Origin of the sequence: Pseudomonas umsongensis, from assembly GCF_012647205.1 — a bacterium.
Taxonomy (GTDB): Bacteria; Pseudomonadota; Gammaproteobacteria; order Pseudomonadales; family Pseudomonadaceae; genus Aquipseudomonas; species Aquipseudomonas umsongensis.
Genome location: NZ_CP051487.1, coordinates 3,753,190 through 3,774,388 on the forward strand (window position 1 = coordinate 3,753,190; position 21,199 = coordinate 3,774,388).

Sequence of the window (21,199 nt, forward strand, 5' to 3'; positions counted from 1 at the left end):
TACGGGGCTATTTATAGTGGAGGCCGAGGTCGGAATCGAACCGGCGTAGGCGGATTTGCAATCCGCTGCATAACCATTTTGCTACTCGGCCTCAAAACATCTGCTGTCAGTAGCGCGACATCAAATGCGTAAAACTTGGAGCGGGAAACGAGACTCGAACTCGCGACCCCGACCTTGGCAAGGTCGTGCTCTACCAACTGAGCTATTCCCGCGTCTTGGTGTGGCGCATTCTATAGAATCCAGAAGCCCCGTCAACCCCTTGATTCAAAAAAGTTTTATTTCTTTTCCACGTCAGTCTTCAGATGCGGCCAGGCAGCCCGCAAGTACTGAACCATGGACCACAATGTCAGGCCGGCGGAGACCATCAGCAAGGCGTAACCCATCAAGACCCAGAAGCTGAAATCCGACGGATTGCCCAGCAGGATTACCAGCGCCAGCATTTGCGCGGCGGTTTTCCATTTGCCCAGGTTCGATACGGCCACGTGCGCACGGGCGCCGAGCTCGGCCATCCATTCGCGCAAGGCCGAGACCACGATCTCGCGACCGATGATCACAGCGGCCGGAAGCGTGAGCCACAGGTTGCCGTGTTCCTGGACCAGCAACACCAGGGCGACGGCGACCATGAGCTTGTCGGCCACCGGGTCGAGGAAAGCCCCGAACGGCGTGCTTTGTTCCAGGCGCCGGGCCAGGTATCCGTCCAGCCAGTCAGTGGCGGCGGCGAAGGCGAAGACCGAGGCTGACGCCAGGTAACTCCATTGGTAAGGCAGGTAGAACAGTAAAATGAAGATCGGTATGAGCAGGACGCGTAGAACGGTAATCAGATTAGGGATATTCATCGGCACAACTGGCTACGAGGTGAGGGGGCATTCTACTCGCTGTGCAGATTTGCATAAATCAACTCTGCGAGCTTTTTACTGATCCCGGGGGCTTTGGCGATTTCTTCGATGCTGGCACGAGACAGCTCCTGCAATCCACCAAAATGTTTGAGCAAATCGCGCCGGCGTGTCGGCCCGACCCCTGCAACGCCTTCAAGCGTCGAGGTGCGCCGGGTTTTGCCGCGTCGCGCACGGTGCCCGGTAATCGCAAAACGGTGGGCTTCGTCGCGAATCTGCTGGATCAGGTGCAGCGCGGGGGAATCACCGCGCAAGGTGAATTCGTGGGCGGCGTCGTTGAGGTACAGGGTTTCGAAACCGGCCTTGCGCGTCGCACCCTTGGCGACGCCGAGCAGGATCAGGTCGGGGACCGCCAGCTCGTCGAGCACGTCACGGGCCATCGATAGCTGGCCCTTGCCGCCATCGACCAGCAGGATGTCCGGCAACTTGCCCTCCCCGTCCTTGAGCTTGCTGAAGCGCCGGGTCAGCGCCTGGTGCATGGCGGCATAGTCATCGCCCGCCGTGACACCTTCGATGTTGTAGCGCCGGTAATCGGACTTGATCGGGCCTTCGGGGCCGAACACCACGCACGAGGCCACGGTCGCCTCCCCGCTGGAGTGACTGATGTCATAGCACTCGAGGCGCTGGGGTGGCTCGTCCAGCTTGAGCACTTCGGCCAGGGCCTCGAACCGCGCGGCAACGTGTTGTCGGTTGGCCAGGCGCGCGCCCAGGGCCTGCTCGGCATTGGTCACCGCCAATTGCTGCCAGCGCGCACGCGTACCGCGCACTCGGTGGCTGATGGTCAGTTCGCGACCGCGCAGCTCGTCAATGGCTGCAATCAGTGTCGGAAAATCTTCGTGGACCACATTGACGATCAGCTCGCTCGGCAAGTCGCGTTCAGGACTGCTGACGTAGTACTGGCCAAGAAACGCCGCCATGACTTCAGACACGTCTTCTTCAATGCCCACCTGCGGGAAGAAGTTCTTGCTGCCCAGTACTCGCCCGCCGCGCACGCTGATCAGGTGAACACAGGCGCCGCCCGGGTTGACGAACGCGGCGATGACATCGACGTCGCCCGTACCGCCTTCCATGCTTTGTTGATCCTGGACCCGGCGCAGCAGCGAAATCTGGTCGCGCAGTTCGGCGGCACGTTCGAACTCGAGGTTGATCGCCGCCTCTTCCATGGCCGCGGACAACTCGTCGCTCAACGCATTGCTGCGACCTTCGAGGAACATCACCGAATGTCGCACGTCTTCGGCATATACCTGTGGGTCGACCAGGCCGACACAAGGCGCCTTGCAGCGCTTGATCTGGTATTGCAGACAAGGCCGCGTGCGGTTCTTGTAATAGCTGTCTTCGCACTGGCGAACGAAAAAGGTCTTTTGCAACAGGCTCAGGCTTTCGCGAATCGCACCGGCGCTCGGATAGGGGCCAAAATATTTGCCCTTGGCCTTCTTCGCCCCGCGGTGGATGCTCAAGCGCGGAAACTGGCCATCGGAGAGAAAGACATAAGGGTAGGATTTGTCGTCGCGCAGCAGGATGTTGTACGGCGGACGCCACTCCTTGATCAGCGTCTGCTCGAGCAGCAAGGCCTCGGTTTCATTGGCCGTGATAGTCGTTTCGACCTGGGCGATACGCGCAACCAGCGCAGCGGTCTTGGGCGCCAGGCCGGTTTTGCGAAAGTAGCTCGACAAGCGATTCTTGAGGTTCTTGGCCTTGCCGACATAGAGCAGGCGCGCATCGCTGTCGAACATGCGATAGACACCGGGGCGCCCGCTGACCGTTGACAGGAACGCGCTTGGATCGAAGGTTTCAGTCATTTTCAGAGGCTGGCATCAACCATGCCGTGTCGCACCGCCAACAGCGTCAACTCGACATCGCTGCTGATCGAAAGCTTTTCGAAAATGCGGTATCGGTAGGTGTTCACGGTTTTCGGGGACAGGCACAACTTGTCGGAAATGATCTGGACTTTCTGGCAGCCGACGATCATCAAGGCGATCTGGATTTCCCGCTCCGACAGGGCATCAAAGGGCGAGTCGTTGGTCGGCTGGAAAGACTTGATCGCCAGTTGCTGGGCAATTTGCGGGCTGATGTAGCGCTGCCCGGCAAACACCAGGCGGATGGCCTGGACCATTTCCGGCAGCCCGGCGCCCTTGGTCAGGTAGCCCGCCGCCCCGGCTTGCAACAGCCGCGTGGGAAACGGGTCTTCCTCGCACACGGTCACCGCAACGACCTTGATGTCGGGATGGCTGCGCAACAATTTGCGAGTGGCTTCAAGACCGCCGATGCCCGGCATCTTGACGTCCATCAAGACCACATCGGGTTTCAACTCACGCGCCTTGAGCAGGGACTCTTCCCCGGACTCTGCCTGGCCGACTACTTGCAGGCCATCGATGTCAGCCAGCATTCGCGTAATGCCTGTGCGAACGAGATCATGGTCATCGACTACTAGCACCCTAATCAAGCAGACACCTCGCGATATGATCTTATTTGGAATGCCCGCCACCTTAGCAAAAAGCAACTGGCAGACCTAGCGCCAAGCGCTATATAAAAAGTTTCCATTCGTCTTGCAGGGCTTGTCGGCAGCGTGTTTCAGCATGTCGCAAAGCAGACTTCACGCTCCATGCGCAGGAAACACTCGTCTTTGCCCACCACCTTAAAGCCCTTGCGTTCGTATAAGGCCCGCGCCGGATTATTTTCAAAAACGGTCAGGCGCAAGCACTGGCGCCCCTCCCGGCACGCCAGTGCCACTACTTGATCGATTACCCAGGAACCGACCCCCTGCCCTCGAAACGCCTGGCCAACATGCAGTTCGCGGATGTAAAGCGCCCTGGCATCCCGACTGAGACTGACGAACCCCAATTGACGTTCGCCGTGCACCATTACCCGATTGTCACGCCCGGCCCAGGCGACATCGAACGCTTCGTCCAGCCACACCAGATCGTGCTGGATGTAATAGCGCAGCATGTTGACGCACGTCAGGTCCCGGGCGAAATCGAGGTCGCAGTCCATTGCCCGGCGCCAGTCGAGATCCGGCAAGCCGCGGCGAACATCAGGTAATGGCGTCATGCTCGATCCTGGGAGGGTGGGTTGTTTTCAAAAACAGGGAGTGTGTGCCACAAGCGCACGGGCACTCAAGCGATAGAAATCGCCTTTGATGATCGATAGCATTTTCTGATTGAAACCTCGCACCGGCCTCTAGTAAGCTCGGTGCACTCATCGGAGATCGACCATGTTCAATGCCCACCCACCGCTTCGTACCGCCAGCGCCCCGCGCTCGGTTGCGTCTGCCCGGGTGAACGACGCGTGCGCTCCGGCAAGCTTTTATTTTGGGTATTGGTTTAGCCACTGGCGCGCCTGATACCCACACGGCGCCCACTTCAAACGGGTCGCCACCAGAGAATTTTCAACCCCCGGTCGGCCTCCCGACCGGGGGTTTTGTTTTTTGGGCCCGCCACTTATTTAGCGACACACCGCCATCAAGAGGATTCACGAAATGAACTACGCCACTTATTACCGTCACGACAGTTTTAGCGCCTGGCGATTTACCACCCTCCGCTCGGGACAGCCTGCCGCCTCCGATCGGTCACCCACAGGTGGCAAGCACACACACGCAGCCAATCCGGCCAATTGTCGAACACCCCAGTAGGGCCGAGCGCGCGGGAACAACCCGCCGCCGCCCAGGAAGCCTGAACATGAACTCGTCCGTCTCTGCTCTGCCACTGTCGACCCTCAACCCTGCCAACGAAGCGCTGACCCTGCGCCTGCCAAGCTCGTTGCAACTCAAACAGCAATTGCCACTGAGCAACACCCTCGCCCTCCAAGTCGCCGCTCACCGCCAGGCGGTTCGCGCGATCCTCGACGGGAAAGACTCGCGCCTGTTGGTCATCGTGGGCCCCTGCTCGATCCACGACCCGAAATCAGCGCTCGAATATGCCGAGAACCTGGCCCGCCTGGCCGCCGACGTCAGCGACCAAATGCTCCTGGTGATGCGCGCCTACGTCGAAAAACCTCGCACCACGGTCGGCTGGAAAGGCCTGGCCTACGACCCGCACCTCGATGGCAGCGATGACATGGCCGGCGGTCTGACCCTGTCCCGCGAACTGATGCGTGAAATGCTCATGCTCGGCTTGCCGGTGGCCACTGAACTGTTGCAACCGATGGCCGCCGGCTACTTCGATGACCTGCTGAGCTGGGTGGCCATTGGCGCTCGCACCACCGAATCGCAGATCCATCGGGAGATGGCCAGCGGCCTGGGCATGCCGGTAGGCTTCAAGAACGGCACCGACGGCGGTGTCGGCGTGGCCTGTGACGCCATGCGCTCGGCCGCCCATCCACATCGCCATTTCGGTGTCGACAGCCAGGGTCATCCCGCGATCATCCAGACTCCGGGCAATGCAGACACCCACCTGGTGCTGCGCGGCGGTCATCACGGCCCGAACTACGATCGCGCCAGCATCGCCCGCGTGCACGCCGACTTGACCCGCCTGAAGATCCCGGCCCGGGTCATGGTCGACTGCAGCCACGCCAACAGCAGTAAAGACCCACTGCGCCAACCTGCCGTGTTCAACGATGTACTGGAACAACGCCTGCAGGGTGATCGCTCGCTGATCGGCATGATGATCGAAAGTCATTTGTTCGAGGGCTGCCAACCGCTGGGGCCGTCGCTGAAGTACGGTGTTTCGGTCACCGACGGCTGCCTGGGCTGGAGCGCGACAGAACAGCTGTTGCGCCAGGCGGCGCAGCGGCTGCGGGCACAGGGATAACGCCTGTAGGAGCGAGCATGCTCGCGATGGACTTCCGGGCGACGCGCTCATCCAGACAGTGCGCGTTATCGTTGACGTCCATCGCCAGCAGGCTGGCTCCTACAGGGGATCCAGGTGCGCCCGAAAAAGTCAGGTCGGCTATAAGGCCGCCTCGCTTTGCTTTTGATCGCGGGCGCCCCATTAACCACGATGGCCGAACGCAGGCATTGCGCAGTGGGGAAACCGGCAGGACGCCGGTTTAGCCGCGCTGGGCCAGGGACGGCCCATCGCGGCGACCCACGGAGCAATGCCGGAGAGAGGGCATGCCGAGCCTTAGCGAGGCACCGAGTGGTGGGGCAAAGCCTTTTGCTTCCTTTTTGGCGTTTGAAAAAGGGAGTCGCTGTAAAAGCGAAACCATAAGTGGCCGTAACCGCAGCAATGGATATGTACCCCGACAACCAATTTCACACAGGGCGTCTTGTGACGCCCCGCATCACCGTCGCGCACGGCTCAATTAACGCGTTGTCAGCGGAACGCGGAGCGTCCCTGGCGGCATTCCCACGCAGAGCGAGGGAACGATCAGCGACAGGGGATTCAGGTTCACCCGTAACAGTCGGGTCGGCTTTAAGGCCGCCTCGCTTTGCTGTTGATCGCGAGCGCCCCATTAACCACGATGGCCATGCCGGAGAGACGCCGCGCATCATCGTTGCGCACGGCTCAATTAACGCGTCGTCGGTGGAACGCAGAGCGTCCCTGGCGGCATTCCCACGCAGAGCGTGGGAACGATCAAACGATCAATGTGCTGCCGCCTTCGCGAGCAGGGGATCCAGGTACACCCGTAAAAATCAGGTCGGCTTTAAGGCCGCCTCGCTTTGCTGTTGCTCGCAGGCACCCCGTTAACTCCTTTAGGAGCGAGCACGCTCCGGGCGGCGTTCCGACGATGGAGGTCAACGATGACGCGGGGAGCCTGACACCCCGCGGTGCTCTCGGGTTTTTCGCGAGCATGCTCGCTCCTACAGTCGAGGTATCAATGCGCCACAGGGCAGTCCAGGAAGCCACCTCCACCTCCGCGCATTCGTACCGTGCCTATGCCGTTTTCCCCAGGCCACCGCGGCTATTTCATGCATCGCGCCGGCATTGGAGTCTTTAAAGTGAGGTCGGAAATCACTTTCTCGAACCCTGGAAAAAGGAATGAACATGCAACGGAATGCAAAGACTCATTATCCAATCCTGTTGGTGCACGGGCTTTTCGGCTTTGAGCGAATTGCCAGCGTGGACCTCTTCCACGATGTCAAGCAGGCCCTGCGGAACGCCGGGGCAAGTGTGTTCGTCCCGTTTGTGTCCGCCACCCACAGCAACGAAGTTCGCGGCGAACAGCTTCTGGCGCAGATCCATCGGGTACTGGAGGGCACCGGCGCCCACAAGGTCAATCTGATCGGTCACAGCCAAGGCGCGTTGGCCGCCCGCTATGCCGCCGCGACAGCGCCAGGCCAGGTGGCCTCGGTAACGTCCGTCAGTGGACCGAACCATGGGTCCGAACTGGCCGATTTGCTGCGCAAGGCATTGACGCCAGGCCACTTGCCGGAAACGGTAGCCGAAATCGTTGTCACCTTGTTCGCCGACCTCATGTCGTTGCTCAGCGGCAAGCGCCGGCTGCCGCAAAATGCCATCGCCGCGCTGGATGCCTTGACCACGCAGGGCGTGGGCGCATTCAACCGGAAGTACCCGCAAGGCTTGCCGCCGTCTTGGGGCGGCAAGGGCCGCGAACAGGTCAATGGTGTCCGCTACTATTCCTGGAGTGGCGTCGTGCAGGGAAAGCGGCGGGATGCCGAACTGGAAACACTGGACCCGTCCCACGGCCTGCTGCGGGCGCTGTCACGTTATTTCACCACCGAGCCCTTGCAGAACGATGGCATGGTCGGGCGCTACAGCTCGCACCTGGGCACCATCATCCGCTCCGACTATCCGCTGGACCATCTGGGCACCCTTCACCAGGCCGGTGGTCATAATGAAAGGCGCATCGACCCGATCGATCTTTACGTACAGCACGCCGAGCGCCTGGAAAAAGCCGGACTTTAAACCAAACCTGCCATCCAGAGCGCTGGCAACGGAACTTTGAGGAGAAATACCCCACTGAATCCGGTAGGCTCAGCATTTTACCGTACATTGAATGGAGAGTTTTCCCATGGCCAAAGCCACTGCCCGTCACATCCTTGTTGCCAGCGAAGCCAAGTGCAACGAACTGAAGGCCCAAATCGAGGCGGGCGCAGACTTCGCTGAAGTCGCCAAAGCCAATTCCACGTGCCCTTCCAGCCGCCAGGGCGGCGACCTGGGCTCGTTCGGTCCAGGCCAGATGGTCAAGGAATTCGACACCGTGGTCTTCAGCGCACCGATCAACGTGGTGCAAGGCCCGGTCAAGACCCAGTTCGGCTATCACCTGCTGGAAGTGACCAGCCGCCAGGACTGATAACACCCTGGATTGGCTGTGCAACGGCCCGCCTTCTGGTGGGCCGTCGTGTTTCAGATACGTAATTCGGCTGGCGAGGGACGCGCCGCTAGCGTACAAATTGTGGTTAACGACCACCCGGCTCTAAGGCTGACAATGCGACTGGCTTTCCCGACTTTATTGTTCACTGCCGTGGCCCTGCTCTTGGGCGCCGCCGGTGTGAATGCCGCACCTCAACATGCGTTGACCGTATATGGCGAACCCGCCAAGTACCCTGCCGGCTTCAGTCATTTTGCCTACACCAACCCGCAAGCCCCCAAGGGCGGGACGATGCGCCGTTCCGCGATCGAGATCGGGCATTTCGATCACGTCCTGCCTTATATAGACAAGGGCATCGGCGTGACGCAGATCGATGGCCTGCTCTACTCTCCCCTGGCGCAGCGCTCGCTGGATGAGCCTTACACGGTGTACGGTCTGGTGGCGCAGCAGATGGAGCGCTCCGACGATGGCCTGTCCCTGCGCTTCTACCTCAACCCCAAGGCGCAGTTTGCCGATGGCACGCCAATCACCGCCCAGGACGTGCGCTACACCTTCGATCTGCTGATGACCCAGGGCAGCCTGCGCTATCGCACGCAGTTCGCCGACGTCAAGGGCGTGGAAGTCGAGTCGCCATTGACCGTGCGCTTCGATTTCAAGAACAACGAAAACCGCACCCTGCCGCTGGACATCGCCACCTTGCCGGTGTTTCCCGAGCACTGGTGGAAGAACCGTGACTTTGCCAATGGCGGCGGTTACGAGCCGCCATTGGGCAGCGGACCGTACAAGGTCGGCAAGGTCGATTCGGGGCGCAGCATCACCTTCGAGCGCAACCCCGACTGGTGGGGCAAGGATTTGCCGGTCAGCCGTGGGCTGTACAATTTCGATCGCTTCAGCATCGAGTACTTCGGCGATACCGATGTCGCGCGCCAGGTATTGCGCGGCGGCGCCTACGACTACAACCGCGAGTTTTCCGCCACCGGCTACTCCATCGGCTACGACAGCCCGGCCCTGAGCGACGGTCGCCTGCAAAAGGCCCACCTGGCCACCGAAGCGCCGCAATCGGCCCAGGGTTTCGTGTTCAATCTGCAAAAGCCGATGTTCCAGGACCGCCGGGTGCGCCAGGCACTGGCGATGCTCTGGGACTTCGAATGGAGCAACCGGCAGATGATGCGCAACCTGTACATCCGCCAGAAGAGCTACTTTTCCAATACCGAACTGGCGGCCCGGCAGCTGCCTGATGCCGGTGAGCTGGCGATTCTGGAACCCTTGCGCGGACAGATCCCCGATGAAGTCTTCAGCCAAGTGTTCGAACCACCGAAAACCGATGGCAGCGGCGTGATTCGCGACAAGCAATTGCAAGCCCTGGGCCTGCTCGAACAGGCCGGGTGGAAACCCCAGGGTGATCAACTGGTGAACGCCGACGGCGAGCCACTGAGTTTCACCTTCCTGGTCAGCCAGAACGGCATGGACCGTTTGCTCCTGCCCTACAAGCGCACCCTGAAACAGATCGGCATCGACATGAACATCCGCCGCATCGATTCGTCCCAGTACGTCAACCGCCTGATGAGCCGTGACTACGACATGATTGTCACCGGCTATCCGGTCACCACCTCTCCCGGCGGCGAACTGCTCAACTACTTCGGCTCGGCGTCGGCCCTTGATCCCGGCGCCAACAACTACATGGCCTTGCAGAACCCGGCGGTGGATACGCTGATCAACGGCCTGCTACGCGCCAGCACCAAGGCCGACATGTTGCACTATGCCCATGCGCTCGACCGGGTGCTGCAATGGAACTATTACTGGATTCCCAATTATTACCCGCCGGGCAGCTCCACCGTGTGGTGGAATCGCTTCGGTATACCGAACGTGCAGGCGAGCAATGACGAAGCCATCGAGAGCTGGTGGGAAATGAGCACCACACCGCTGACCAACCAGCAGATGACCGCCGAGCGCATCCGTCGTGGCAGACCCGGAGGACCGCATTGATGTGGGCTTATATCGTGCGACGCCTGCTGCTGATCATCCCGACACTGGTGATCATTCTCCTGGTCAACTTCGTCATCGTCCAGGCCGCGCCAGGTGGCCCTGTGGAACAGGCCATTGCGCATTTGCAGGGCATCGGCGGAGCCAGTGTCGGTGGTGGTTCGAGCGAAACCATGGGCCATTCCCGGGCCAGCCGCGGTCTCGACCCGCAGCTGATCAAGGACATCGAAAAACAATACGGTTTCGACAAACCGGCACCGCAACGCCTGTGGCTGATGCTCACCAGTTACGCGCGCCTGGATTTCGGCAAGAGCTTCTTTCGCGGTGCCACCGTCACTGACCTGATCCTGGAAAAAATGCCGGTCACCATCTCCCTCGGGCTCTGGGCGACGTTGATCACCTACCTGGTGTCGATTCCCCTGGGGATTCGCAAGGCCGTGCACCACGGCAGTCATTTCGATGTCTGGAGCAGTACCGCGATCATCATCGGCTATGCCATGCCGGCCTTCCTGTTCGCCATGTTCCTGATCGTGGTGTTCGCCGGTGGCACCTCGTTGAACTGGTTCCCGGTACGCGGGTTGGTCTCGGACAATTTCGAATCGCTGTCGACCCTGGGCAAGGTCGTCGATTACTTCTGGCACCTGGTACTGCCGGTGACCGCATTGGTGATCGGCGGTTTCGCGACCCTCACCATCCTGACGAAGAACTCGTTCCTCAACGAAATCACCCGCCAGTACGTGGTCACCGCCCGCGCCAAAGGTTTGAGCGAACGCCGAGTGCTGTACGGTCACGTGTTCCGCAACGCCATGCTGCTGGTGGTATCGGGAATTCCCCAGGCCTTCATCAGCGTGTTTTTTGCCGGCTCCCTGTTGATCGAAGTGATCTTCTCCCTCGACGGCCTGGGGCGCATGAGCTACGAGGCGGCCGTGTCACGGGACTACCCGGTAGTGTTCGGTTCACTGTTCATCTTCACGCTGTTCGGCCTGCTGATAAAACTCGTCGGTGACCTGTGCTACACCCTGGTCGATCCACGGATCGACTTCGCTGCGAGGAACGCCTGATGCTGCAGCTTTCGCCATTAGGCCGACGCCGCTTCGAGCGTTTCAAGAAAAACCGCCGCGGCTGGTGGTCGCTGTGGTTGTTCGTCGGGCTGTTCCTGCTGACCCTGGGTGGCGAGCTGATCGCCAATGACAAACCGCTGGTCGTCAGCTACCAGGGTTCGTTGTATTTCCCGGTGTTCAAGCGCTATACCGAGCAGCAATTCGGCGGACAACTGCCGTTCCAGGCCGATTACCGCAGCGAATATGTTCAGGACCTGATCAAGAAGGACGGTGGCTGGTTGCTGTTTCCGCCGATCCCCTTCAGCGACGACACGCCCAACTACGACCTGAACAAACCGGCCCCGAGCCCGCCTTCAGGGGTCAATTGGCTGGGCACTGACGATCAGGCGCGGGACGTGTTGGCGCGGGTGATTTTCGGCGCGCGGGTATCGATCCTGTTCGCCTTGATGCTGACCTTCGTCAGCGCGCTGATCGGCATTGCCGCAGGTGCCCTGCAAGGCTATTACGGTGGCTGGGTCGACTTGCTCGGCCAGCGGCTGCTGGAGGTCTGGTCAGGGCTGCCGGTGCTGTACCTGCTGATCATCCTCTCGGGGTTCGTCGAGCCAAATTTCTGGTGGTTGCTGGGAATCATGGCGCTGTTTTCCTGGCTGGCCCTGGTGGACGTGGTGCGTGCCGAATTCCTGCGCGGGCGCAACCTGGAATACGTCAAGGCCGCCCGAGCCCTGGGCTTGAGTGACCGCAAGGTGATCGTGCGACACATTTTGCCCAACGCCATGAACGCGACCTTGAGCTACCTGCCGTTCATCCTGACCGGGGCCATCTCGACCCTCACCGCGCTGGATTTCCTCGGTTTCGGCATGCCGGCCGGCAGCGCCTCCCTGGGCGAGCTCATCGGTCAGGGCAAACAGAACCTGCAGGCACCGTGGCTGGGGCTGACGGCGTTTTTCACCCTGGCGTTGATTCTTTCTCTACTGGTGTTCATCGGCGAAGCCTTGCGCGACGCCTTTGACCCTCGTTCGTGAAGCGGACTGTTGACATGACCAACCTGATCGAAATCCGTGACCTCAGCGTCGCCTTCAACGGCCAGACGGTGGTGCGCGACCTGTGCCTGGACATCCGCCCCGGCGAATGCCTGGCACTGGTGGGAGAGTCGGGTTCGGGCAAGTCGGTGACGGCGCACTCGATCCTGCAGTTGCTGCCCGAATGCGGCACCGAGACCACCGGCAGCATCCGCTATCGTGGCCAGGAACTGGTGGGCGCCGATACGCGCAAATTGCGCGAACTGCGGGGCAATCGCATCGCGATGATCTTCCAGGAGCCGATGACCTCCCTGAACCCGTTGCACAGCATCGAGAAGCAGATCGGCGAAACCTTGCTGGTGCACAAGGGCCTGGCCGGCAAGGCGGCGCAAGCACGGATCCTCGAGTTGTTGCACCTGGTGGGCATCCAGAAACCCCAGGAGCGGCTCAAGTCTTACCCCCATCAGCTATCCGGTGGCCAGCGCCAGCGGGTGATGATTGCCATGGCCCTGGCCTGCGAACCGGAATTGCTGATCGCCGATGAGCCGACCACGGCGCTGGACGTGACAGTGCAGCGCAAGATCCTGTTGCTACTCAAGTCGCTGCAACAGCGACTGGGCATGTCGCTGTTGCTGATCAGCCACGATCTCAATCTGGTGCGCAGCATTGCCCAGCGCGTCTGCGTGATGAAAGCCGGGGAAATTGTCGAGCAAGCCAACTGCGAGACGATGTTCACCGCACCGAAACACCCTTACAGCTGCCTGTTGCTCAACGCCGAGCCCGAAGGCGAAGCCCTGCCCCGGGACGAACGCGAAAAAGTCCTGGAAGTGCACGACCTGCGGGTGCAATTTGCCGTTGGTGGCGGACTGTTCCAACGCAAGACTTACCTCAAGGCCGTGGACGGCATCAGCCTGAGCATCCAGCGCGGCAAGACCCTGGGCATCGTCGGCGAGTCGGGCTCCGGCAAGTCCACCCTCGGCCAGGCGATCCTGCGCCTGCTGGACTCCGAAGGCGCTATTCACTTCCAGGGCCAGGCGCTCGATGGCCTGACGCAGAAGCAGTTGCGGCCATGGCGCAAGGAAATGCAGGTGGTATTCCAGGATCCGTTTGGCAGTCTCAGCCCGCGCATGTCCGTGGCACAGATCATCAGCGAAGGCCTGGAAGTGCATAGCCAGTTGAGCACCGAACAATGCAACGCCGAGGTGATCCGGGCGCTGCAGGAAGTCGGGCTGGACCCACAAAGCCGGCATCGCTACCCCCACGAGTTCTCCGGCGGTCAGCGCCAGCGCATCGCCATCGCCCGGGCGCTGGTGCTCAAACCCGCGCTGATCCTGTTGGACGAGCCCACCTCGGCGCTGGATCGCACCGTGCAAAAGCAGGTGGTCGCCCTGCTGCGTCAACTTCAGGAAAAGCACGGGCTGACCTACCTATTCATCAGCCATGACCTGGCGGTGGTGCGCGCCCTGGCCCACGACATGATCGTGATCAAGGACGGCAAGGTGGTCGAACGCGGCGCCAGCCACGACGTGTTCGATTCACCGCAGCACCCCTACACCAAAGAGCTGTTGGCGGCGGCGCATGTGGGGCAGGCATAATCCGGCCAGACCGCGTCGCGGCCTTCGCGAGCAGGCTCGCTCCCACAGGGTATTTGTGAAACACACAGACCAAGTGTGGGAGCGAGCCTGCTCGCGAAGGGGCCGACACAGGCAACACACAATCAGGATCAGCCCTCATGAACACCACCGAAAGCCTCAAGGACTACCAGCGCGTGCGCCTGCTGGCGATTCGCTCGCTGTTCGAGATCATCGAGCAGTCAAGTGAAGGCACGGTGATCGTCGACAGCGACGCCAACATCGTCTGGATGAACGAACGCTATGCCAAGCGTTTCGGCCTGCCATCGGCTGAAGACGCCATTGGCAAGGCCTGCGAAAGCGTCATCCCCGGCAGCCTGTTGCGCGAGGTGGTGCGCACCGGTCGACCGATTCTGCTCGACATGCAGGACACCCCCAAGGAACCGCTGGTGGTCATGCGCCTGCCGATTCATGACGATGCCGGCGAGGTGATCGGTGCCATCGGCTTCGCCTTGTTCGACGAATTGCGCAGCCTGTCGCCGATGCTCAAGCGCTACATGAGCATGCAGCAAGAGCTTGCTTCCACGCGTTCGCTGCTGCGGGCGCGACAGACCCGCTACAACTTCGCCCACTTCATCGGCACCAGCGCCGCCAGCCTGGAAGTCAAGCGCCGCGCCCGGCGCAGCGCCAGCACCGACTCGCCGGTGTTGCTGCTCGGCGAGACCGGCACCGGCAAGGAATTGCTGGCACAGGCGATCCATAATGCATCGCCGCGAGCCCACAAGGCGTTCGTCAGCATCAACAGTGCGGCGATCCCCGAAGCACTGCTCGAAGCCGAATTCTTCGGCACTGCGCCTGGCGCCTATACCGGCGCCGACCGCAAAGGCCGCGCCGGCAAACTGCAGATCGCCCAGGGCGGCACGCTGTTTCTCGATGAAATCGGCGACATGCCGTTGCCGCTGCAAAGCAAACTGCTGCGGGTGTTGCAGGAAAAGGAATTCGAACCGGTCGGTTCCAACGAGGTGATCCAGAGCGATGTGCGAGTGATCGCCGCGACTTCGACCGACCTGGAAGCGGCGATCAAGCGTGGCGAGTTTCGCGCCGACCTCTACTACCGCCTCAACGTCCTGCCGATCCAGGTGCCACCGCTACGCGAGCGGCTCGACGACCTGCCTGCCCTGAGCGAAGCGATCCTTGAAGAACTGCGCAGCCAGCACGAACTGAACAGCGATGCGCTGGCGCTCCTGGGCCAACACGCCTGGCCGGGCAACATTCGCGAACTGCGCAACGTGCTGGAGCGGGCGGCATTGCTCAGCGACGACCTGCGCCTGACGGAGGCGGATATCCGCGCGGCGATCGGGACTTTTACGCCAGTTCAGCGCGTGGCGCCGTTGGCCATCGAACCGCAGGAGCATGAGACGTTCAGTGCGGCGCGCGAGCGCTTTGACCGGCAATTGATTGAAGCGGCCCTGGCGCAATGCGGGGGCAAGGTGATCGAGGCGGCGGCGCGGTTAGGGCTGGGAAGGTCGACCTTGTACAAGAAGATGGTGGCGTTGGGGATTGCGGAGTCTCAATAGAGAGACATAAATCTCTATTTGTAGATGTAATTTTCAGATCAAAAGATCGCAGCCTGCGGCAGCTCCTACATGGGTTTCCAGCGTTTCCCTGTAGGAGCTGCCGCAGGCTGCGATCTTTTCAGGCACAAAAAGTCTCCAAATAGAGACAGCAAGCACTTAATCGCCACTTCGCACAAAATTATATCCTTATATTTCAACAACTTACCCACATGGCACGAAACTCGCTAAAGCCGTCTCCTACAACGTTTCACCCATACAAAAATAACAATCCAGGAGACACACCATGAGTGTGATCATTGCCTTGGCAGCCCTCACGCTGCTGATGCTGGCTGCTTACCGTGGCTACAGCGTTATCCTATTTGCCCCGATTGCCGCCCTCGGCGCCGTCCTGCTCACCGATCCTTCCGCCGTCGCCCCCGCCTTCACCGGGGTGTTCATGGAAAAAATGGTCGGTTTCATCAAACTGTATTTCCCGGTATTCCTGCTCGGCGCGGTGTTCGGCAAACTCATCGAGTTGTCCGGCTTCTCGCGCTCGATCGTCGCGGCGGCGATTCGCTTGCTCGGCACCCGCCAGGCGATGCTCGTGATCGTGCTGGTCTGCGCCCTGCTGACGTACGGCGGCGTCTCGCTGTTCGTGGTGGTGTTCGCGGTCTATCCGTTTGCCGCGGAAATGTTCCGCCAGAGCAACATTCCCAAACGCCTGATCCCGGCGACCATCGCCCTCGGCGCCTTTTCATTCACCATGGACGCCCTGCCCGGCACCCCGCAAATCCAGAACATTATCCCCAGCACCTTCTTCAACACCACCGCCTGGGCCGCGCCATGGCTGGGTTTGATCGGGTCGATCTTCGTGGTCTGCGCCGGCATGCTGTTTCTGCAGCGCCAGCGTAACAAGGCTCAGCTTAGCGGCGAAGGCTACGGCACCGACCTGCGCAATGAGCCGGAAACCGCTGCCGACATCAAACTCCCCAATCCGTGGATCGCCCTGTCGCCGCTGCTGGCCGTGGGCATCATGAACCTGCTGTTTACCCAGTGGATTCCACAGTGGTACGGCAAGACCCACAGTCTCGCGCTGCCGGGCATGGCTGCGCCGGTGACCACCGAAATCGCCAAGCTAACGGCGATCTGGGCCGTTCAGGCTGCACTGCTGGTCGGCATCATCGTGGTGCTGGTGTTCGGCTTCCAGGCGATTCGCGGCAAGTTGGCCGAAGGCAGCAGAAGTGCAGTCAGCGGTTCATTACTGGCAGCAATGAACACAGCGTCTGAATACGGTTTTGGTGCGGTAATAGCATCGCTGCCAGGCTTTCTGGTCCTGGCCGACTGGCTCAAAAGCATCCCTGACCCGCTGGTCAACGAAGCGATCACCGTGACCCTGCTGGCGGGCATCACGGGCTCGGCGTCCGGCGGCATGAGCATTGCGCTGGCGGCCATGGCCAATGACTTCATCGCAGCGGCCCATGCCGCCAACATCCCGCTGGAAGTCCTGCACCGGGTGGCGGCGATGGCCAGCGGCGGCATGGACACGCTGCCACACAACGGCGCGGTGATTACCTTGCTGGCGGTGACTGGCCTGACCCACCGCGAAGCCTACAAAGACATTTTCTGTATTACGCTGATCAAGACCCTGGCGGTTTTCGTAGTGATCGGCACTTTCTACGCCACTGGCATTGTGTGAGGCATTGATGACGACTCTTTCAGGCAAGACCGCACTGGTTACCGGTTCCACCAGCGGCATTGGCCTGGGCATTGCCCTGAGCCTGGCCAAGGCTGGCGCCAATCTGATCCTCAACGGATTTGGCGATGCATCCAAAGTGATTGCCGAGGTTGAACAGTTCGGCGGCAAGGTTGGCCATCATCCCGCCGACGTCAGCGACCCGGCGCAGATCGCCGACATGATCGCCTACGCCGAGCGCGAATTCGGCGGCGTCGATATTCTGGTCAACAACGCCGGCATCCAGCATGTGGCGCCGGTAGACGAGTTTCCGGTGGAACGCTGGGACTCGATCATCGCCATCAACCTGTCATCGGTGTTTCACAGCACCCGCCTGAGCCTGCCGGGCATGCGCGCCAAGGGCTGGGGCCGAGTGATCAACATCGCCTCGGTGCATGGCCTGGTGGGTTCGACGGGCAAAGCCGCTTATGTCGCCGCCAAGCATGGCGTGATCGGCCTGACCAAAGTGGTCGCCCTGGAAACGGCCACCAGCAACATCACCTGCAACGCGATTTGCCCGGGCTGGGTGCTGACACCACTGGTGCAAAAGCAGATAGACGATCGCGCCGCCAAGGGCATCGACCCACAGCAGGCGCAGCATGACCTGCTGGCCGAGAAACAGCCGTCGCTGGAGTTCGTAACACCGCCGCAACTGGGTGAACTGGTGCTGTTCCTGTGCAGCGAGGCTGGCACCCAGGTACGTGGCGCGGCGTGGAATATCGATGGTGGGTGGTTGGCGCAGTAACCACAGATTGATCGCTCCCACGCTCTGCGTGGGAATGCAGCCCGGGACGCTCTGCGTCCCAAGAGCCGAACGCGGAGCGTCCGCTGAGGCACCCCTTCGCGGCGCGTGGGAACGATCTGACGACAATAAGAGGCAAATCATGTCCGAAGTACTATGGCAACCCACCGCCGAACGCATCGGCAAGACTCGCATGGAGGCCTTTCGGCGCTTCGTCAATCAACGGCACCACCTGCACATCGACGACTACCCCGCCCTGCATCAATGGTCGATCGACCAGCGCCCGGATTTCTGGCAGGCCATCGTCGACTTCTTCGACATCCGCTTCCATGAGCAACCCGACGCGGTGCTACTGGAAGGCCGACAAATGCCCAGCGCCCAGTGGTTCCCCGGCGCCACCCTGAATTTCGCTGAACACCTGCTCAGTCGACGCGACGATGCCGTAGCCGTCGTGGCCGTGGCTGAAAACGGCCAGCGCGAACACTTGACCTGGGCCGAATTGGCGGAGCATGTCGCAGGCTTTCAGAAGGGCTTGATTGCGGCCGGTGTCGGCCTTGGCGACCGGGTGGCGGCCTGCATGCCCAACACCTGGCAAACCCTGGTGGCCATGCTCGCCACCACCAGCCTGGGGGCAATCTGGTCCTGTTCGTCGCCCGACTTCGGCACCCAAGGGGTGATCGACCGCTTCGGCCAGATCGAACCGAAAGTGCTGGTCACCTGCGCTGGCTATCGTTATGCCGGCAAGGAGATCGACCAGCGCGCCAAGGTCAACGAAATCCTCGAACGCCTGCCGTCATTGCAGCAACTGGTGATCGTGCCTTACGCACTCCCCGGAACACGCATCGAAGATTTCCGTACCCAGGCCAATGTGACGCTCTGGGATGATTTCTATGACCCGGGTGGCAATCCTGATTTCGTCGCCGTGCCCTTCGACCATCCGCTGTACATCCTCTACTCCAGCGGCACCACCGGCGTGCCCAAGTGCATCATCCACAGCACCGGCGGCGTACTGCTGCAACACGTCAAGGAACACGGCCTGCACTGCGACCTCGGCCCGGGCGATCGCTTGTTCTACTACACCACCTGCGGCTGGATGATGTGGAACTGGCTGGTCTCGGCCCTTGCGGTAGGCAGTGCCGTGGTGCTGTACGATGGGTCGCCATTCCATCCGAATGCCGAACGCTTGATCGACCTGATCGACGACGAGCGCATCACCGTATTCGGCACCAGCCCCAAGTACCTCGCCACTCTGCAAAGCAGCGGCGTGAAGCCTGGGCAAAGCCATGACCTGGGCAGCCTCAAGACCTTGCTCTGCACCGGCTCTGCGCTGTCGCCGCAGAGCTACGACTATGTCTATCGCGATTTCAAGGCCGACCTGTGCCTGGCCTCGATGTCGGGTGGCACCGACATCGTCTCGTGTTTTGTCAACGGCAACCCCTGGCAGCCGGTGCGCCGTGGCGAAATACAGGGCAAGAGCCTGGGCATGGCCGTGGAAGTGTGGAACGACGAGGGCCGGGCGGTCATCGGCGAAAAGGGCGAACTGGTGTGTACGCGGCACTTCCCGGCGATGCCGATCGGCCTGTGGAACGACCCAAATGGCGAAAAGCTCAAGGCCTCCTACTTCAGTCAATTTCCCGGTGTCTGGGCCCAGGGCGACTACGCCGAACAACTGCCCCACGGCGCGATGATGATCCATGGGCGCTCCGACGCGGTGCTCAATCCCGGTGGCGTGCGCATCGGCACGGCGGAAATCTATCGGCAAGTGGAGAAAGTCCCGCAGGTGCTCGACAGCGTCGCCATCGGTCAGCAATGGCAGGACGACGTGCGGGTGGTGCTGTTCGTGCGCTTGCGCGAGGGCGTGGAACTGGATGACGCGCTGCAGCAGCAGATCCGCCAGGTCATTCGCGCCAACACCACGCCACGTCATGTGCCGGCGAAGATTGTCGCGGTGACCGACATTCCCCGCACCATCAGCGGCAAAATCGTCGAATTGGCGGTGCGTAATGTGGTGCATGGGCAGAAGGTGAAAAACACCGATGCGCTGGCCAATCCCGAGGCGCTCGAGCAATTCCGCGATCGCCCCGAACTCCAGGACTGAGCACCGCCCCCTGTAGGAGCGAGCATGCTCGCGATGAACCTGAGAGCGCCGCGGGGTATCAGGCTTCCAGCGTTATCGTTAACGACCATCGCGAGCATGCTCGCTCCTACAGGGGTATGGGTCAATCCATCAAGTCCCAGTCGCCTGACGATGGCGCAGAACCTGGCGCTGTGGTGGCATGCAACTTCAGTCGCAAGCGTAAATTGTTCGCCGAATCTGCATGCTTCAACGCTTCATCCTCGTCGACCACACCTGCTGCGACCAACTCGAACAACGCCCCGTCAAACGTCTGCATCCCCATCTCCGCCGACTTCTCCATCACCCCTTTCAGCTCGGAAAACTGGTTACGCCGGATCAGGTCGCCAATGGTTGGCGTGCCCAGCATCACCTCTACCGCAGCACGCCGCTGGCCATCAACGCTATGTACCAGGCGCTGCGACACAAACGCCTTGAGGTTGTTACCCAGGTCGTTGAGCAGTTGCCCCCGACGCTCTTCGGGAAAAAAATTGATAATGCGGTCAAGCGCCTGACTGGCGTTATGGGCATGCAACGTGGAGATCACCAGATGCCCGGAATCGGCAAACGCCAGGGCATGCTCCATGGTTTCGCGGTCACGGATCTCGCCGATCAGCACCACGTCCGGCGCCTGGCGCAGGGTGTTTTTCAACGCGGCATGAAAACTGCGGGTGTCGACACCGACCTCGCGCTGGCTGATGATCGATCGCTGGTGCCGGTGGATGTACTCGATCGGGTCTTCGATGCTGACGATGTGACCGCTGGCGTGGCGATTGCGGTAGTCGATCAACGCTGCCAGCGACGTAGACTTGCCCGAGTCAGTGGCGCCGACGAATAGCATCAGCCCTTGTTTGAGCATCACCGTTTCAAGCAACACCTGCGGCAGCTTGAGGTCTTCAAAGCGTGGAATGTCGAGCTTGACGTTGCGCACGACCATTGACACATCGTTACGCTGTTTGAAAATGTTCACTCGAAAGCGTCCAATCCCCGCCAGGGAGATCGCCAGGTTCATTTCCAGTTCCCGATCGAACTCAAGGCGCTGTTCGGCGTCCATGATGGACGCCGCAATCGTCGCGATTGCTCCCGGCTTGATCGGTTGGTGGGCCAGGGCGGTGAGCACACCGTTGAACCGCGCACTCGCAGGCGCCCCCGTGGACAGGTAAAGATCGGAGCCATCCTGGCTGGCCAAGCGTCTTAACAACGCGTCGATTTCCATGGCAAAAAGCACCTACGAAGCATTCAATGTTAAAAAATGACCTGAAGCAGGTCATCCAGCGTCTACTGCCCTGCAAGGATAGTTGACGCCGCCACACCGACTTT

At 60.9% G+C, this 21,199-nt stretch carries 16 protein-coding genes and 2 tRNA genes; 11 read left to right on the forward strand and 7 right to left on the reverse strand.

The annotated features are described in order from the left end of the window. Positions 1-17: 17 nt before the first annotated feature. From HGP31_RS16920 to HGP31_RS16945, 6 genes are all read right to left on the reverse strand, one after another. Positions 18-91, reverse strand: a tRNA-Cys gene (locus tag HGP31_RS16920). A 45-nt stretch (positions 92-136) separates the two neighbouring features. Next, positions 137-212: transfer RNA gene (locus tag HGP31_RS16925), tRNA-Gly, on the reverse strand. 63 nt (positions 213-275) lie between these two features. Next, entirely contained in the window at positions 276-836 is a 561-nt protein-coding gene (gene pgsA / locus HGP31_RS16930) for a CDP-diacylglycerol--glycerol-3-phosphate 3-phosphatidyltransferase (protein ID WP_020798850.1), read from the reverse strand. 32 nt (positions 837-868) lie between these two features. Continuing rightward, complete coding sequence (gene uvrC / locus HGP31_RS16935; protein ID WP_020798849.1) at positions 869-2,692, reverse strand: excinuclease ABC subunit UvrC; 1,824 nt, start codon at positions 2,690-2,692, stop codon at positions 869-871. Between the two features lie 2 nt (positions 2,693-2,694). Beyond that, positions 2,695-3,336, reverse strand: a complete 642-nt coding sequence (gene gacA, locus HGP31_RS16940; protein ID WP_008015884.1) for a response regulator transcription factor GacA — start codon at positions 3,334-3,336, stop codon at positions 2,695-2,697. 128 nt (positions 3,337-3,464) lie between these two features. Beyond that, positions 3,465-3,941: a GNAT family N-acetyltransferase gene (locus HGP31_RS16945; protein WP_020798848.1), complete on the reverse strand. Its 477-nt coding sequence runs from the start codon at positions 3,939-3,941 to the stop codon at positions 3,465-3,467. A gap of 626 nt (positions 3,942-4,567) precedes the next feature. On the opposite strand from HGP31_RS16945, the gene HGP31_RS16950 reads away from it, so the two are divergent. From HGP31_RS16950 to HGP31_RS17000, 11 genes are all read left to right on the forward strand, one after another. Further along, complete coding sequence (locus HGP31_RS16950; protein ID WP_020798847.1) at positions 4,568-5,638, forward strand: 3-deoxy-7-phosphoheptulonate synthase; 1,071 nt, start codon at positions 4,568-4,570, stop codon at positions 5,636-5,638. Between the two features lie 1,176 nt (positions 5,639-6,814). Further along, positions 6,815-7,696: an esterase/lipase family protein gene (locus HGP31_RS16955; protein WP_033044464.1), complete on the forward strand. Its 882-nt coding sequence runs from the start codon at positions 6,815-6,817 to the stop codon at positions 7,694-7,696. Between the two features lie 106 nt (positions 7,697-7,802). Further along, positions 7,803-8,084 (forward strand): peptidylprolyl isomerase, encoded by a 282-nt coding sequence (locus tag HGP31_RS16960; protein WP_007984657.1) that lies wholly within the window; start codon positions 7,803-7,805, stop codon positions 8,082-8,084. 135 nt (positions 8,085-8,219) lie between these two features. Then, positions 8,220-10,088, forward strand: a complete 1,869-nt coding sequence (locus tag HGP31_RS16965) for an extracellular solute-binding protein (RefSeq protein ID WP_020795418.1) — start codon at positions 8,220-8,222, stop codon at positions 10,086-10,088. Next, the gene (locus HGP31_RS16970) at positions 10,088-11,146 is read left to right on the forward strand and encodes a microcin C ABC transporter permease YejB (RefSeq protein ID WP_020795419.1); all 1,059 of its coding nucleotides are present in this window, start codon (positions 10,088-10,090) and stop codon (positions 11,144-11,146) included. Before HGP31_RS16965 ends, HGP31_RS16970 begins: the two co-directional genes overlap by 1 nt. Then, complete coding sequence (locus HGP31_RS16975; RefSeq protein WP_020795420.1) at positions 11,146-12,168, forward strand: ABC transporter permease; 1,023 nt, start codon at positions 11,146-11,148, stop codon at positions 12,166-12,168. The genes HGP31_RS16970 and HGP31_RS16975 overlap by 1 nt, the downstream gene beginning before the upstream one ends. Positions 12,169-12,182: 14 nt before the next feature. Beyond that, the gene (locus tag HGP31_RS16980; protein WP_020795421.1) at positions 12,183-13,760 is read left to right on the forward strand and encodes an ABC transporter ATP-binding protein; all 1,578 of its coding nucleotides are present in this window, start codon (positions 12,183-12,185) and stop codon (positions 13,758-13,760) included. 137 nt (positions 13,761-13,897) lie between these two features. Further along, entirely contained in the window at positions 13,898-15,313 is a 1,416-nt protein-coding gene (locus HGP31_RS16985; RefSeq protein ID WP_020795422.1) for a sigma-54 interaction domain-containing protein, read from the forward strand. 283 nt (positions 15,314-15,596) lie between these two features. Then, entirely contained in the window at positions 15,597-16,988 is a 1,392-nt protein-coding gene (locus tag HGP31_RS16990) for a GntP family permease (protein WP_020795424.1), read from the forward strand. Positions 16,989-16,995: 7 nt separating this feature from the next. Beyond that, positions 16,996-17,769 (forward strand): 3-hydroxybutyrate dehydrogenase, encoded by a 774-nt coding sequence (gene hbdH, locus HGP31_RS16995; protein ID WP_033045670.1) that lies wholly within the window; start codon positions 16,996-16,998, stop codon positions 17,767-17,769. A gap of 139 nt (positions 17,770-17,908) precedes the next feature. Continuing rightward, positions 17,909-19,864: an acetoacetate--CoA ligase gene (locus HGP31_RS17000; protein WP_168758260.1), complete on the forward strand. Its 1,956-nt coding sequence runs from the start codon at positions 17,909-17,911 to the stop codon at positions 19,862-19,864. A 121-nt stretch (positions 19,865-19,985) separates the two neighbouring features. Here the strand turns inward: HGP31_RS17000 and HGP31_RS17005 are convergent, their stop codons facing one another. Further along, on the reverse strand, positions 19,986-21,095 hold the full coding sequence (locus HGP31_RS17005; RefSeq protein ID WP_168758261.1) for a PilT/PilU family type 4a pilus ATPase: 1,110 nt from the start codon (positions 21,093-21,095) through the stop codon (positions 19,986-19,988). Between the last annotated feature and the right edge of the window lie 104 nt (positions 21,096-21,199).